This is a genomic window from Pseudarcicella hirudinis (genome assembly GCF_900115665.1).
Lineage (GTDB): Bacteria > Bacteroidota > Bacteroidia > Cytophagales > Spirosomataceae > Pseudarcicella > Pseudarcicella hirudinis.
In genome coordinates this window covers 76,966-92,642 of the sequence record NZ_FOXH01000022.1, presented here as the reverse complement: position 1 = coordinate 92,642, position 15,677 = coordinate 76,966, and the positions used below count along the sequence as shown (strand labels likewise).

Annotated in this window: 14 protein-coding genes; 6 read left to right on the top strand and 8 right to left on the bottom strand. The window is 37.6% G+C overall.

Going from position 1 to position 15,677, the window contains the following annotated elements; genetic code table 11:
- From BM179_RS25475 to BM179_RS24380, 4 genes are all read left to right on the top strand, one after another.
- A partial coding sequence (locus BM179_RS25475) for a hypothetical protein (RefSeq protein WP_092019772.1) occupies positions 1 to 611 on the top strand: 611 nt, incomplete at its 5' end.
- The gene (locus BM179_RS24390; protein ID WP_092019771.1) at positions 608 to 1,348 is read left to right on the top strand and encodes an SH3 domain-containing protein; all 741 of its coding nucleotides are present in this window, start codon (positions 608 to 610) and stop codon (positions 1,346 to 1,348) included. The genes BM179_RS25475 and BM179_RS24390, both read left to right, overlap by 4 nt.
- 223 nt (positions 1,349 to 1,571) lie before the next feature.
- Positions 1,572 to 2,207, top strand: a complete 636-nt coding sequence (locus BM179_RS24385; protein WP_092019770.1) for a hypothetical protein — start codon at positions 1,572 to 1,574, stop codon at positions 2,205 to 2,207.
- Positions 2,207 to 2,953 (top strand): SH3 domain-containing protein, encoded by a 747-nt coding sequence (locus BM179_RS24380; protein WP_092019769.1) that lies wholly within the window; start codon positions 2,207 to 2,209, stop codon positions 2,951 to 2,953. Before BM179_RS24385 ends, BM179_RS24380 begins: the two co-directional genes overlap by 1 nt.
- 169 nt (positions 2,954 to 3,122) lie before the next feature.
- Here BM179_RS24380 and BM179_RS24375 read toward each other — a convergent pair whose 3' ends face one another.
- From BM179_RS24375 to BM179_RS24360, 4 genes are all read right to left on the bottom strand, one after another.
- Complete coding sequence (locus BM179_RS24375; RefSeq protein ID WP_092019768.1) at positions 3,123 to 3,680, bottom strand: pyridoxamine 5'-phosphate oxidase family protein; 558 nt, start codon at positions 3,678 to 3,680, stop codon at positions 3,123 to 3,125.
- 132 nt (positions 3,681 to 3,812) lie between these two features.
- Positions 3,813 to 4,865 (bottom strand): sugar phosphate isomerase/epimerase family protein, encoded by a 1,053-nt coding sequence (locus BM179_RS24370; RefSeq protein WP_092019767.1) that lies wholly within the window; start codon positions 4,863 to 4,865, stop codon positions 3,813 to 3,815.
- Between the two features lie 105 nt (positions 4,866 to 4,970).
- Entirely contained in the window at positions 4,971 to 5,624 is a 654-nt protein-coding gene (locus BM179_RS24365) for a FadR/GntR family transcriptional regulator (RefSeq protein ID WP_177219508.1), read from the bottom strand.
- A gap of 402 nt (positions 5,625 to 6,026) precedes the next feature.
- Positions 6,027 to 8,465 carry a TonB-dependent receptor gene (locus tag BM179_RS24360; RefSeq protein WP_177219507.1) on the bottom strand — a complete coding sequence of 813 codons (2,439 nt, stop codon included), beginning with the start codon at positions 8,463 to 8,465 and terminating at the stop codon, positions 6,027 to 6,029.
- 248 nt (positions 8,466 to 8,713) lie between these two features.
- Between BM179_RS24360 and BM179_RS24355 the strand changes: the two genes are divergently transcribed.
- Together BM179_RS24355 and BM179_RS24350 are read left to right on the top strand one after the other, a co-directional pair.
- A complete protein-coding gene (locus tag BM179_RS24355) occupies positions 8,714 to 9,751 on the top strand; it encodes a sensor histidine kinase (protein ID WP_092019764.1) in 1,038 nt (345 codons plus the stop codon).
- 1 nt (position 9,752) lies between these two features.
- Positions 9,753 to 10,469 carry a LytR/AlgR family response regulator transcription factor gene (locus tag BM179_RS24350; protein ID WP_092019763.1) on the top strand — a complete coding sequence of 239 codons (717 nt, stop codon included), beginning with the start codon at positions 9,753 to 9,755 and terminating at the stop codon, positions 10,467 to 10,469.
- A 147-nt stretch (positions 10,470 to 10,616) separates the two neighbouring features.
- Here BM179_RS24350 and BM179_RS24345 read toward each other — a convergent pair whose 3' ends face one another.
- The 4 genes from BM179_RS24345 to BM179_RS24330 are packed head-to-tail and all read right to left on the bottom strand — an operon-like array spanning position 10,617 to position 15,342.
- Positions 10,617 to 11,336, bottom strand: a complete 720-nt coding sequence (locus BM179_RS24345) for a DUF4198 domain-containing protein (protein ID WP_092019762.1) — start codon at positions 11,334 to 11,336, stop codon at positions 10,617 to 10,619.
- Positions 11,337 to 11,395: 59 nt separating this feature from the next.
- Entirely contained in the window at positions 11,396 to 12,556 is a 1,161-nt protein-coding gene (locus BM179_RS24340) for a PepSY-associated TM helix domain-containing protein (protein ID WP_092019761.1), read from the bottom strand.
- 1 nt (position 12,557) lies between these two features.
- The gene (locus BM179_RS24335; protein WP_092019760.1) at positions 12,558 to 14,915 is read right to left on the bottom strand and encodes a TonB-dependent receptor; all 2,358 of its coding nucleotides are present in this window, start codon (positions 14,913 to 14,915) and stop codon (positions 12,558 to 12,560) included.
- Between the two features lie 31 nt (positions 14,916 to 14,946).
- On the bottom strand, positions 14,947 to 15,342 hold the full coding sequence (locus BM179_RS24330) for a hypothetical protein (RefSeq protein ID WP_143095317.1): 396 nt from the start codon (positions 15,340 to 15,342) through the stop codon (positions 14,947 to 14,949).
- Between the last annotated feature and the right edge of the window lie 335 nt (positions 15,343 to 15,677).

Genomic DNA, 15,677 nt, shown 5'->3' with positions numbered 1-15,677 from the left:
ATACCGCAAATAAAGGAGCGGAAAGCGGTTGTTATACTTCCACGAATAGTAGTTGGAGTGGCTGGATTGCAAGAAAAACATGGGCAGAACCTAATTTTATCAATGGCTGTTTGGGATATTCAAGTAGTAAGAAAGGTACTAAAAAATTCCCATGGAACTCAGTAGATGATGTGCCAAATAAGTATATCTGCAGTAAAAATAATCCCAAAGAGACTGCCGAAAAAAACTTACTTAGTTATGTATATCAATGTGAAGGTGATAATGGTGATGAGGAGAGTACAGATGGTTACAAATATAGAGGGCATGGCTGGATCCAGTTAACGTGGAAAAAACAATATGTTCAGTTTAATAATTGGATGAAAACCTACACACCCGATGATTTTAAAGATGTAGTAGATAATTCTGATTTGATTGGAGAGGATAAAACTATTGATGCAATCTCTGGTATGTGGTATTGGCAAACTAGAGGCTTAAACACTACTGCAGACACACTAAAAGAAGGCTGTAGCTTGAAAAGTTTCGAGACTATTTCAAAAAAAGTTAACTCTGCTGCATTGGATAATGACAAAAGAAAGGAAATATTCGATAAAGCTATTCAAATACTGAAATGATGAAAAAATATATCATAATACTATTTATGTTTTTGTGGGGTTTGACTACGTCTGCTCAAACTATTAACCAATACCTCAATGGAATTTGGAAAATGGAGTGTTGTTCAAAATATTATAATTTATGGTATAAAAATAGAATTTATACCATAAATGAAACGTATTCAAAAGATGATAATATGAGCGATTTTATTAATTACTGCGTTCCTAAAACAGCAACGTTTACAGAAGATTCTGAATTTAATAGAATTTACAAAAAAACTATTCCTATAGACTCTGTTGATTTTGATAGACCTTTTAAGTTAAATGATATTGGAATGGAGCTTTTATATTTACTCGAATACACTAACGATGATGTAATAAATGGCCGGGAAATAAAAATAAACGATATCGGACCTAGCCTTAATTACTACTATATTGATCCTAAAGAATCAAATAGGTATTATGTTTGGGATGATACCGCTCCATCAAAAATTGTCAATTACAATCGCATACTTTCGCCACCTAAATATGTCTTAGATTTTTATAAAAAAATTGCTTTTGAAAGTTTTAAGAAAATTAGATTTCAAAAAAGGTTCATTCTTGATGATTCATTTACATTAACAAAAATGTATCTAATTGAAGGCGACGAAGTAGAAGTATTAGAAGAAAAGTTAGTAAAAGGCATAAATTGGCTAAAAATCCGATACTACGGCTCGAAAACCATCGAAGGCTGGATAAAGAAAACAGATGTAGAATAGCTTGAATAAAGCAGGTCGGAAGGCTTGCTTTTCTTTTTGGTAGGTCAATGCTGTTTGGGGGTATCTGGGGGATAAAACTGAGGAAGACCATCAAGCTAGCTTTCCTGTTACAGGCACACAATTACATGAGATATTTCCGGACACACCACAAAACAGATGTGATGAGGTGGCAAGCATAATTAATAAGTACAGCGATGACTATGGTTTAACAACACCTGAACGAATGGCTCATTTTATAGGACAGATTGGGGCGGAAAGTAATTTGTCAAGTCTAAAAGAGGATTATTGTTATTCTAAGGACAGAATAAAAGTAATATTCGGAAAGGTAAAATATTGTGATCTGTTCGTCGGTTATGAATCAAATTTAGATGAATGCAATGGAGATGAACCTACCTCATGTATTCCTAAACTAACCAAAATAACATCTGATTTGGTGGTAAAGGATAAATACAAATGTTCTATCAAACTTTTCGACTATGTTTATTCTTGCCGCCTGGACAATGGTACTCCAAACAGTGGAGATGGGGGCCGTTTTAGAGGGCGAGCATTTTTGCATTTGACGGGGAAAGAAAAATACAAAGACTTGCAGACCAACTGGAATACCACGTTTCCAGATAACAAAAAGGATTTTACTTGCGATTCAGATGCTTGTGAAGCAACACGTGAGCTTTTAATCACAGATTTAGACTTTGCCATGCAATCTTCTTTAGCTTTTTGGAAAAGTGTCAATGCCAATACTCTCGCTACTACAGTAGATGACGATAGCATAGAGAAGGTTTCAAGAAAGGTCAATGGAGGACCCAATGGATTACCTCAAAGAAAAACTTTAACGAAAAAAGCATATAACCTTTTAAAATAATGAAAAAAATAATCTTAGTTATTTTGACGCTATTATTTTGTGAATTTTCTTTTTCTCAAAACAACAAAATTAATCAATTTATAGGTGTTTGGGAATTTGTCCCCCCTAAGGAAGGTTATGACAGTTTTTGGATTATTTTCAAGGATAATAAATCAATAGATATAACTTTCTGGCTTGAGTCAAAAAAAGCAAGTATTTATAATGAGCCATACTCTTACTATGGTTTTTGGGATGCTTCTCCTTATGATACACGCCCCAAGCATCTAAAAGATTTAAAAACAACAGGTAAATATGTTCTTTTTTATGATGATTTAATCGAAAATGATAAAAGTGATAATAAAATTGGATATGATAAGTTTGGAAACTTATATAAACCAACGAGATCTTGTGATTGGTCGATTAATGATGAGCTTCCAGAAGGTTTACCACCCACTACCATCAACTTCAATTTTGGTAAAGATCCAGATGTTTATAAAAAAATAGATAGAATCCCTGATTATGTCTTATTGGCACTCAAAGAAAATAAAAAACACTGGCAAAAATATTTAAGTTTTATGGAACATGGTGAGAGGAAAATTACCTTATTGAAATCCTTTATTTGTTCAGAACCTAACAAACCTACCCAAATGTACCTCCTGAAAGGTGATGAAGTAGAGATTTTAGAAACCCAAGACGATTGGCTAAAAATCCGGTACTACGGCAGCAAAACCATCGAAGGCTGGATAAGGAAAACAGATGTAGAATAGCTACAATAAAGCAGGTCGGAAGGCTTGCTTTAATGCTGTTTGGGCATATTTTGGGATAAAACCCAGGAAGATCGTAAAGCTACCTTTCCTGTCACAAACACTTTTTTATAGATTGTCCGTAGTCTTTTTTTGACTACGGACAGAGCAGGGTCTCTGTAGAAGAATGCAGTCATTCCTTAGATAAACCCAGGCTTGTGGGCAGGCCATCCAAACTAACTAAATTATTTTCTTCAATGTATTCTTCCAGTCCTTCCTGACCTATTTTAGCAGCCCATTTGAAATGGATATCACGTTGGCCTAAATAGTCAAACAAAGGTACTCCCCAACCGCACGAAGTTTGAACCAGACTGATTTCTGCCACGATAAGTTGACGAGTGCTGGGATGAATAATAAATTGAGGGGCATATTTATCCCACAGATCAGTACCAGGTAGTATGGTTACCGCTTTTCCGTATAGCCTTAATATGCTGGGAGGCCCCTCAAACGAACAAAACATGAGGGTTATTCTTCCGTTCTCCAAAATGTGTGCGGAGGTCTCATTCCCACTGCTGATTAAATCCATGTACCCTACCTCTTTATCGGAAAGAAAGCGGAAACAATCAAGCCCTTTTGGAGATAAATTAACATGACCATCAGAACTTAACGGGGCTGTACTGACAAAAAACATGTGCTGCCTGCCGACGAATTTCCGGTGAGCAGTGGTAATAGTATCTGAAAAAGTTCCCATATCTTTTTAACAATTGAAATACATAAATATCTTTGAATCTTTAATTCATCGTATAAATGTGGTATGATTAAGATGTTTACACTCCTTTTATCACCACTCACTTCCTTCTCATTATCATCGTAGTCCTGTATTTTATAACCCCAGACTTCTTTTATTACGTTCTTCATCGGGTTCTCCGCCTGCGAAGTCGTCAAAGGCCTTATGAGTTACCTCAATAATATGATTCTGGATAAATTTAACTCCCTCCCTGGCTCCTTGCTCAGGGGATTTGATGCAGCATTCCCACTCCAAGACAGCCCAACTATCGTAATCATATTGTGATAGCTTAGAGAAAATATCTTTAAAGCGCACTTGTCCATCTCCGGGCGAACGAAACCTTCCGGCTCTGTCGGCCCAGTTGGCGAAACCCCCATAGACACCTTGCCTGCCAGAAGGATTGAATTCCGCATCTTTCACATGAAAGGCTTTTATACGATCATGGTAAATATCTATAAACTGCAAATAATCAAGTTGTTGTAAAATGAGATGACTAGGGTCATAGTTTATATTGGCTCGGGAATGACCTCCTAAGTAGTCAACAAACATTTCGAAAGTTGCTCCGTCAAATACATCCTCTCCGGGATGTAATTCGAAAGCTAAATCTATTCCATTGTTATCGTATTCATCCAGAATCGGTTTCCACCTGGTGGCGAGTTCATTGAAAGCCATCTCAATTAACCCTTTTGGCCGTTGGGGCCATGGAAACATAAAAGGCCAGGCAAGAGATCCGGAAAATGTAATACTTGTTTGAAGTTCAAGTCTCCGGCTAGCCTGAGCTGCGTATTTGAGTTGTTGAATAGCCCATTGCATACGTGCTTTAGGATTCTTCCTCATCTGTGGAATGGTAAAACTGTCAAAAAAATCGTCGTAAGCGGCGTGTGAAGCCACCAGTTGACCGATAATATGACTAGAGAGTTCCGTGATTTCCAGCCCTTTATCCCGTAGCATTCCTTTTAAATCATCTGCATAGGTCTGAGATTCGGCAGCCAGCTTTATATCGATTATTCTTGAATCCCAGATGGGTAATTGCACACCTTTATACCCAAGGTTTGACATATAGTCTCCTAAGCTTTCTAAGCGGTTAAACGGGTATTCATCGCTAAGAAATTGAGCTAAAAATACGCCAGGTCCTTTAATCGTTTTCATATGAAAATAATATTATAGTGAAAGAAAAAGTGATTTTATAGCCTGCAAATTCAAAAAAAATAACCACATAATTCATCATATCATCTGATGAATTATTTTAAAAATTTAGGGAGATGCAATGATCTTTTTAGCAACTTCTAAGGCTTTAGCAGGTTTCTGTGACTCAATATATTTGACAAGTTCTTCATGTAACTCATTTTTGTAAATGAAGATGGAGGTATCTGAAAAGCTCTCAAAATACAATTTAGTGAGTTGCATGGATAAAACTTTATACAATTCAAATAGCAATTCATTTCCACAACTCTCAGCTACTGCATTGTGGAACTCGATGTCTGCATGAAAGCATTCTGAGATTTTACCCTCGTTAGCGTATTGATTTCTTACTTTAAGCTTCTCTTTAATATTTACCAGATGTCGGCTATTACGATTTATCGCAGCTTTTTCCACTATTTTAAGCTCTAGAAGTTGCCTTACCTCAAACATCTCTTCAAAAAGTGCAGTTCCTAATTTTTCATCTATGGGAGCACTTATAGTTGTCTTAGATACGAAGGTTCCAACCCCCTGCAATACCTGCACATAACCCAGCTGAACGAGATACTTAATCGCCTCACGAATAGTAGATCTCCCAACACCATATCTTTGCATCAGCTCAGGTTCGATTGGTAGTTTTTGATTTAAAGCATAAATGCCTTCCTTTATCTCCTTTTCAATGAGATTTGAGACTTCTTTTGCTAATGAACTTTTTCGTAATAATGCCATATGTGTATAATTCATCATATCATCTGATGAATCTGTATTGCAATACTACTATTTTATCCAATAATAAACAAAATTTTTTCGTAAATATTTCTCTCAAATTACCTGCATTCTAAAGAGAAAGCTATCTTTATTTCCCCTGTCTATAGAGTTTCGCAGGACTCTAAGGATTGCAAAAGAGTTAAGTGTGTCTCCCGGTAAATAAGGGAGAACAATGATTGAGAATAAAATGATAAAATGAAGCTAATGTGTACTTTTTGTATCCCAGACACAATTGTCCGTAGTTTTTTGACTACAGACAGAGCGGGCATAAGTCTAAATAGGTAAGAGGTCCGTTTGTCGCGGACCAAGGTGAAGGAAAGGTTGATGATACCCTGAAAAGTATCTTTATACCATACAATTTATCTATTCCACTCTTTCTTTTTCTGCATCTGAGGCATTGTTGTTATGCCTGCGTTTACGGGCGAAGGTTTCTTTGCCGAAACGATAAGTAAATGCAAGACCTATTCGTTGTGTATCATTTTCGTTGGTTAGCAGAAAATCAGCCTGTTTTAATCCAACCGAACTGTTTTTTTGTATCCAGGAATGAAACATGTCATCAATGCCGAGCCTGATACTCCCTTTCTCTTTCCAGATTTTCTTTTGTATAGTTGCATTCAGTCTATATCTGGGTTCTGTAAAAGCTTGTCCGTTGAGGTCTATACTGGCATAATATCCTCCAAATTCAGCACTCCATCCTTTTTCAAATCTGAATTGATTAATCACATTTATTCTGGCTACCCAGGCACTTGGATTGAGTGTGGCTGAATAGGAAGTCCCGTCCAGACCCATACGGGAAAGCATAATGTCGGTATTGACATACCACCATTTAGCAGGAGAGAACGACAAATTGTTAGAAAGCAATAGCATATATCCGAAGCCCAGATTATTAGGACTGTTAATAAAGATATCATTGACAGTCTGCATCGTTTGAAAAATCAGATCACTGAATTTATTATAGCTTAAGCCCATTCGCAGAAACTGTTTATGCTGGTATTTTATTTCAAATCTGTACTGGTACTGAGGGTTTAACAAAGGATTTCCTGAACTGTAAGAGTACTTATCAATGAAAAACAGAAACGGATTCAATTGCTGATAATTTGGTCGTCCAATCCTTCTGGTAATACCTAATGTCAGGGTATTTTTGTTTAAGGTGTCGAGTTTGTAACTTATGAATGCACCTGGAAATAATTGTGTGTAATCTTTGTTAAAAGAGCTGCTTTGCACCATTTCGTTTCCCAGCTGCTGTCCTGTAGCTCTGGTATTTTCTATCCTCAGACCAAACTGTGCACTCAGACGCTTCCAGCTCTTTTGGGTATTAAAATAAGCTGCATTAATATTTTCATCATATTTGAAATGATTGGATCTGCTGTTATCTGAAATTAAACCAGTTTCGGCAACTAAATAATAATCTGAGATATTATCGTTGTTAACCAGACTGGATTTGAAGCCTGCTTCCCATTTTGCATTGTTTTTGAGGGAATGAACATAGTCTGCCTTGACGGTGAAAATATTGATCGTGGATGGCAAAAGATATAAAAACTCATTATTTCCGGTTAAAGTCCCTTCCGGCTGATACACAAAGTTTTGTAAAGTCTGATTGCCTTTTGACTGATAGTTCAAATAATTTATATCAGCAGATAACTCCTTTCCCTGGTTCTTAAATTTGTGCAGGAAATTGAGATTTATACCAAGGTTTGTTCTTTTGTCCATCCCGATAGTATTGCCGGTACCAATAACATCTGGCCTATTATCAGTTGTGGAGCTCTTACTGAAATAATCTAGTCGCCCGTCTTTTGAGTTTTTGTTTAGGTTAAATAAAAATCCATAGGTAGTGTTGGGAGTGGCCGCATAATCTAAACCCAGATACACACTTTGTCCGCCGTTTTGATAAAGCTGATTATTAAGAAGTGTCACTTTTGAACTAAGCTCATTATTTTCCTGGTAAAATCTTCGGAAATATGTTTCTGTGGTGTAGTTTTTCTCCAGGTTGTAACCAATGTTCCCGAAAATGTTCAGTTTTTTATGGTTGTAATTTAAATTGATAACTTCATTATTTCTGGCATATCTTCCCTGACTATAACCTGAGGAAATGTTGCCTGTGAGACCTCCTGTTCTGTTTTTTTTCAGACGAATATTGATAATGGCATTCCCCGAAGCATCGTATCTGGCAGGAGGATTGTCCATTAATTCTATTTTGTCTAACAAACCTCCCGGCAGGGATTTTAAATATGCAGCTAAATCCTGTCCCGACATATAAGTTGGTCTGCCATCAATAAGTACAAGAACAGCCCCCCGGCCATTCAGACTTATTTCACCATTGGAACCTATACTTATTCCCGGTGTTTTTTCCAGCACTTCAAGGGTATTACTTGTCGCACTGCTGATCATCGATTCCACATTTACAATAGTTTTGTCAGGTTCCTGTTCAATCAATGGTCGCTTTACCCTTACAACTACCTCCTGCAAACCGGTATTTTGAGCAGCTGACATCACAATTGCCGGCAATACGATCTGTCTGTGATGTTCATCAACAGAAAGCGGTATACTAAGGTATTTTTTTTGTCCGACGGCAGTAATGGCAAGTATATAAACACCATCCGGGAGATTATTGAATTTAAACTCTCCCTTTCCGTCGGCGATTTCTCCCTTTATCATGGTGGAATCTATCACATTTAATAATCTTACCGTTGCTCCGGGAATAACTTCATTCCGGTTATCTTTTACTTTCCCTGAAATGAATTTGGGAGAAGATTGAGCAAATGAAGTAACTGAGCAGAACAGGAAAAAGACAAAGGCTTTCATATTTTTTGTGTTGAGGATGTTGTTAAATATTTTTCGCACAAATATTGAAAGCTCATATCTCCACATAAAACAAATGTGTTGTACCTTGCCAAAGGACTGACGGAATGTAATTTCAGCGTGCTGAAACGTCTGGTGGGTTAAAAAGAGGTTTTCGTCAGGGATTTGTAATAACCTGTCATTGAAATTTAGTCATTTTGAATAGGTTGCTCACATTTGTCGGAAAATGAAACAAGCAATCTTCCATTATCATGAAAACTAATCAAGACATATTACTGAATGATTTCTTTGGACGGAAATTATACATTCTGTTTTCTGCAATAATTTCAATTCCTGTTTTTATGGCCGTCCACTCTTATTTGGAATCTATTCATGTTTCAGAGGATGATGCCGTTGCTACAGGAGCTACTATTTTTTTTATCGGAGGAATTTTTTCCGGAAGATATATCATACAGATCTGGTCATCAAAATTAACGGCTTTACCTGTTGGTGTACTGGCAGGACTTAGCCTTGGTATCGCAGTTTGTACCGGCTGGTTATTTTTTCATGCAGACTTTCCTTTACAAGGTAGAGATGCCATCAATTTATTACTGTTTTGGCTGCCTTTTGTAGTAATAAGTCTTGGTCTTGGTATGCTGATTAAAATCACTCATGATGTAAGTCAGAATCAGCTGAGAGCAGCCCGGCTTTCTGCAGCTCACAGTAAGAGTGAGTTACATTTGCTTCAGTCGCAGCTTAGCCCTCATTTTCTGTTCAATACCCTCAATAATTTGTATGGATTGTCCATTACCGAGCATGAAAAAATACCACCTTTATTGTTGAAATTGTCAGAATTATTGCGGTATTCGGTATATGAAGCCAATGAGTTATTTGTGCCTTTAAAAGATGAACTGGTTTATATTGATAACTATATTGAATTTGAGAAAATAAGGGTAGGAGACAGGCTGGTCTTAAAACTGGAAATCGAACAACCAACAGAAGAGATTAAGATAGCACCAATGCTTTTGATCGTATTTATAGAAAATGCTTTCAAACATTCAAAAAATACTGCTGACGAGCGGATTTATATCGATATTACCCTGAAAATATGGGGCAATTCTATTCTGTTTTCGGTAAAAAACTCTCAGGATAAAGGAAAAACAAACAGGGTGAATTTTGAAAAAAGTAATGGATTCGGGCTTGCCAATGTTACAAAACGGCTCGAATTGTTATATCCTCATGAGCATGAACTGAACGTACAAAATGAGGAGGATTTTTATATGATTATGCTTCGTTTAAAAATGAAATAAAATGAACACGTTTAATTGTCTGATTGTTGACGACGAGCCGATTGCCAGAAAAATTGTCCAGACCTATTGCAGTCATTTGCCGTATCTTCAGATTATTGCTTCATGCGGTAATGCGATGGAGGCGAAGGTGATTCTGCAGGAGCAAAAGACAGACATTCTTTTTCTGGACATTAATATGCCCGTTATAGATGGTATCGCTTTTCTGAAAACGCTTAAAAATCCACCTCAGATTATATTTACAACTGCCTATAAGGAACATGCACTTGATGCTTTTGATTTAGCAGTCTGTGATTATTTATTAAAGCCGTTTTCACTTGAAAGGTTTATCATGGCTGTGGACCGTGCTTTGGAAAAACTGAAGATGCAGAAAGGTTTTGTTCAGGAAAACAACGAAATAAAAGCGGAGGATTTTGTTTTTATTAAAACAGAAGGGAAAATCTTTAAAATTCAGCATGATGATATGCTTTTCGCAGAAGCAAGTGGTAATTATACAAAAATCATCACTACTCAGATGATGCTTCAGCCCAATATGACCTTTTCGAATTTTGAAGAATTATTGCCTAAATCTTTATTCCTTCGGATACATCGTTCTTTTATCATTAACAAATCAAAAATTGATCATATAGAAGGAAACAGAGTGTTTATCAATAATACAGAAATCCCAATCGGGAATAATTACAGGGAATTTTTCCTGAAAGAACTGGGATTTTCTTCCTGAAAGAATCTCCTGCAAAAGATAAAAGAATAAGAAAGCCTGATTTTGAATGAGAATAGATTGAAACTAATAGGAGTATAGTCCGATAGTTTTCGTGATTACACGGACTATATAACCTAAGATTTGCAATCCACTCTCATTCAGCTTATTTTATTCTACGACAAAAGTTGTATTACTTTGATAACGGACAGACTCATAATTTTTGTTTTTAAAAGTTCCGGGAGTTTTGTCAATCCATTCAAATTCGATCAGATAAATGCCTTTTTCCAGTGTCTGAAAAGCTATTTCTCCCTGTTCGTCAGTTGATTTGCTTTTTTCCCAGCCGGAAGGACTGACGATTGTCAGCTTAGCCTTTAAAGCAGGTTTTTGATCTTTAAGGGCCGTCAGGATATATTTTCCCTGATCCTTTTTCAAAGAAACATCCAGAAATTGCGGGTGGTTTGTAACAGTTGCTTTTTTGCCTGCTGTGAAATTTGCTCTCAGAAACTGAACCGGACGGATAACTCCCAGGTTATGTTTAGTCCAGTCCTGAACCTCTCTTTGGTCATTAATTCCTAAAACCTGATAGAAACCTTCTTTTTCAGGTGTAAAAGAGCCTTCCCAATGGGTGTTAGTCTGTTTCATTAAAACTTCCGTTTTTTTGCCATTTTCATCAAGTACGTAAACTTTGATGTCAGCCATTTTATTAAGGCGATCGCCTGTTTCTCTGACTTGTTCGGCGTATTCACCATAAAATAATCTGATACTTACTGCCTGACCTGCTTTTGCTAAACTATTTACTTCCAGCCAATAGCCATGTGCCATAGAGATAAGCGGAAACATGAGTAAAAGCAGTACAGATAATAGCCTGTTGATTTTTGAGATATTCATGCTTTTGTTATTTAAAGTGTAAATTTTATGTTTGAAATAAGAATAAAGCCTTAAGCCATTTATATAGAATTCTGCTTCTCCTGCTTTACCTCTTTTTTCTTAATTTTTGTGTCTTTTTTCTTTCGGCCCAACCATATAATTACACCTGTTACCGGTAGGCTGGTAGCGATAAGACTGGCAAAAAAGGCTAATATTTTGCCGGGTAAACCAAAAATAGCTCCTACATGCAGGTCATAATTCATACGCATGATTTTATCTGCAACCTTAGCATCTTTGAATTTTCCGTAGGGATGTTTTACTGATATTTCGGCAAGATCATGCTGGTCAAAATAACGGTAATCTGTTTTCCAGTAAGTACCCGGAGCAGGATTGATATTAACTGAAATAGCCGACCCGGGACTTTCAGGAACGTGTACTTCCCAAGAATTACCTTCAGGGAGATCCTTCATTAGTTGAGCCCAGATTTTATCAGCCGGAGTAATACCCGCTATATGTGTGGTTTTGGTCGAATCGGAGAGTGGTTCTGAAAACTGAATCATTTCTTTACCGCCTGAAGTAGTCCAATATACTGCTCTAGAAAACCATTGAAAACCCCATACAAGTCCGGTAAGTGCAATGAAGATTACAATCCAGGTCATGTAGAAGCCCAGTACATTGTGCAGGTCATAATTCTTCCGGCGCCATTGTGCACTCCATTTAATAGAAAAGCGTTGTTTGGCTGCACTTTTATTTTTAGGCCACCATAAGATAATTCCGCTGATCAGTAATATTACGAAAATAAGTGTCCCGGTTGCTACTACAGGCTGGCCTATGGCAGGAGGAAGCCAGAGGTAATAATGACCCATAAGCACAAACCTGAAAAAGTCAGCATTCATATCTTTTGTCTTTAATACTTTTCCGGAATAAGGATCAAGAAAGACTACATAATAGTATTCAGGTTCATTGTTGTAAAAAGCAACCTGTACAGACTTCATCTTTCCTTCATACTGAATACTGTGGGCTTTTTTGCCGGGTAATTCTTTTTCCGCAATTTTCTGAAAAGTGCTGGGGGGAAGAAAAGGTCGATTTTGTGCATTAACAAACTTATAAGGCTGTACCAGGTCCTGAATTTCAGCCTGAAAGGCATACAGACAACCGGTAAGAGCCACTATAAAAACCACAAGCCCGGACGAAAGTCCGAGCCAGAGGTGTAATTTTCCTGTTATTTTTTTAAAAGACATCTTAGAATTTATAACCGATTGTAACACGTGTATTTCTCGGAGCCTCAGTCTGCCAGTAGTATAGCGAACCATATGGAGCGCCGGAGAATAAGTACTTATCAAGGAGGTTATTCACATTTAAGGCTACTGTAAATTTTTCATTACGCCATGAAAGACCACCATCCATACGGAAATAATCAGGAAGAGATTGATTGGTTCCGTCGAATACGTACCATGAAGAACGGTCGATCTGCCATTGATATCCCAGTGATAGACCAAAGCCTTTCAAGGTCTGATCTTTGAACTGGTATGAAAGCCATCCGTTCGTAACATGTTTAGTAGAACCCGGAACCGCAACATCTACTTTATCTGACTGGGAATCTTTCGTAACTCTCGCATCTGTGTAAGCATAGTTTAACGTCAGGTTTAATCCTTTGACAATTTCACCTCTCAGGTCAAACTCCACTCCTTTGGTAGTAGTTTGTCCTAATTGAATAGAGAAGTTAATGTGCGCCGGGTCAGAAGTTAATACGTTATTCTTTGTAATCTGGTATACTGAAAGCGTAGTATTCCAGCGGCCGCCCATCCAATCTCTTTTCAAACCTGCTTCAAGGTTATTTCCTTTAATCGGGTCAAACTTTTTACCGAAGAAATCAACCCCTGACTGTGGCACGAAAGCCTGGTCATAAACCCCGTAAACTGACGAGTTTTTATCAAGAGAAACACTGATTCCGACTCTTGGCGTAAATACAGACTCATTGGTACTTGCCCCATACTGGCTGTCTTTAGCAGTTGTATATCTGCCTGCCAGCGTCAGACGTACTTTGTCGTCAAGTAAGTGCATTTCATCCTGAACATATAAACCGGTATAACTTTGAGTCAATACATTTCCTCCTGCACGGGCACGCAGGCTCCTGGAACGATCAAAAACCGGAACAGAATCTAACGGAAGGCCATAAACAGGATGATAAATGTTAAAAGGAACGCTGCCATTCAGTTTGAAATTTTGTCCCCAGTCGGCCATATAGTGTTTAGTACTCATATCTAATCCGGCCAGAATTCTGTGAGAAACAGAACCAGTCTGTACATCACCGTTGACAAAAATCTGTCCCATTTTGTTTTCACTTGCGGCATCCCAGATGCTTAATGAACGCTGAAGATTCCCGGCTTTATCTATACCCGAAGGCCATAAAGAACTACCAATCTGGCTGAAGTTGAAATAAGCCAGTTGTCCGGTTAATTTCCAGTTATCATTAATCTGGTGATTCAGAATTAACAGCAAGCTATGGTCGTTGATATTGGTGGGGTCGATATTCGGATCTCCGGTTGTGAAATTATAAGGGAGATCGGCATAACCTTTTGCAGAAAAGGCATAGTTAGAACCAACAGTTGACATTTGCGAGAATTGATAAGTGTACTCGGCTGTTAATGAAGTCTGTTCGTTAAACTTGTATTTAATCACCGGAACAACAGAATAACGATTATTATACTCATAGTCGCGGTGAGAGCCTTTAGCCTGTCCCATGATGTTCAGGCGGTATAACAATTTGCCATCTTTACTCAATTTTCCGTCCAGATCAAGTGTGGAGCGATAAGTATCGAAACTACCTAATGAGAGTGAGGCCTCGCCTTTGGTAATACCGGTAGGCTTTTTGGTTACTACGTTATAAAAACCGCTGGGTTCTCCGTTGGCCATCATAAATCCGGCAGGTCCTTTTACAAATTCTATTCTTTCTACCATCGACATATCTTCTGCAAGAGGTCCCCAGGGCATTTGTACATTCATCCCGTTTCTGAAAGCTGCGATCTGCGAACCTCTCATGTTGATTCGTGCATAATTATCCCAGTGTTCTACACGGGTAGCTCCGCTGACATTTCTCGTAACACCTTCCAGCATATCAAAAATCTGCTGATCAGCCAAAAGTTTACCGGTAATTACCTGAATATTTTGAGGGGTTTCCAGAATAGGAGTCAGGATACGCAGACTTGGAGAGGAATTGGACGGATTGTAATTATTTGGATTGGCGCTGATTACAACTTCCTGTAATTGCTGGCTGTTTTCCTGCAATACAAAATCCTGCTCACTTTCTTTTCCGGATTCTACGGTTACTGAATGATTCTTGGTTTCAAGACCAATAAAACTGGCCTGGATAATATATTTACCGGGTTTTACTTTTTCAATGCGGTATTCACCTTTTTCATTGGATGTTGCTCCTCTGGAGGTTCCTTTTAAACTAAGGGTAACGAATTCGGCAGACTTTCCGTCACTGGTTGTTACACGACCTTTAATGACGCCTTGTGCATTGGCAATAAAGGTAGATAAAACCAGAAAAATGCTATAAATAAGATGACTTCTGAGATTTGGTATTGGGTTTTTCATGTGGTGATTGATTAAATAAAAAAATCCTGTCCTAGCTTTCCTGAACTCTTTTTTTAGTGTTGAGGATAAGGAAAACATTTACAAGTAATATAAAGCTCAGCAGAGCGAGTTGTGAATAATCCGTAAGCTCATGAAGGCCGGTTTCTATCAGGTGCGCAACATTAGCAAGCCCCAATAAAATTGCCCAGACAAGCGAAAATTTAGCAAAAAGCTTTCCTTTCAGCTGAACCGTGAGAACCGCAAGCAGCATCGTGAAAATTTCAAGGACAATGCGGATAAGGTGCATCGAAACAGGCGTTTTCCCTGTAGCATTGGCCAGCTTGATTTCTTCTCCAAACATGATACCCGAGATATGATATGAAGAGTGAAAGGAATATCCAATGGCAATGATGAGCCAAAAGAAAGCGATTTTAGAGATAGTCGTCATTTCGGAATTGTCGGTTTATTACTGATGATAATAATGACTGGTATAAAAGCTGTTTAAGGAATAGTCTTTACGAATGTTGTATTTATTTAGACTAATTATAAACAATGCAAAGTTGTTCATCAAAAATCAAACAAACAAGCCTTATTTAGTTTTTTTCTAAATAAGGCTTCCGGTAAAAATCCTGAGAATAAGGTTGATGTATAGGCATCTGACAGGGCTTATGGGGTAAACAGATGCTTTTTTGCATAAAACTTTATAAAATATGTGTGATGAGTTATATGAATATCAAAAAAATAACTAATTTTACCAACCAGTACCTACCAGTTGTTATTTTA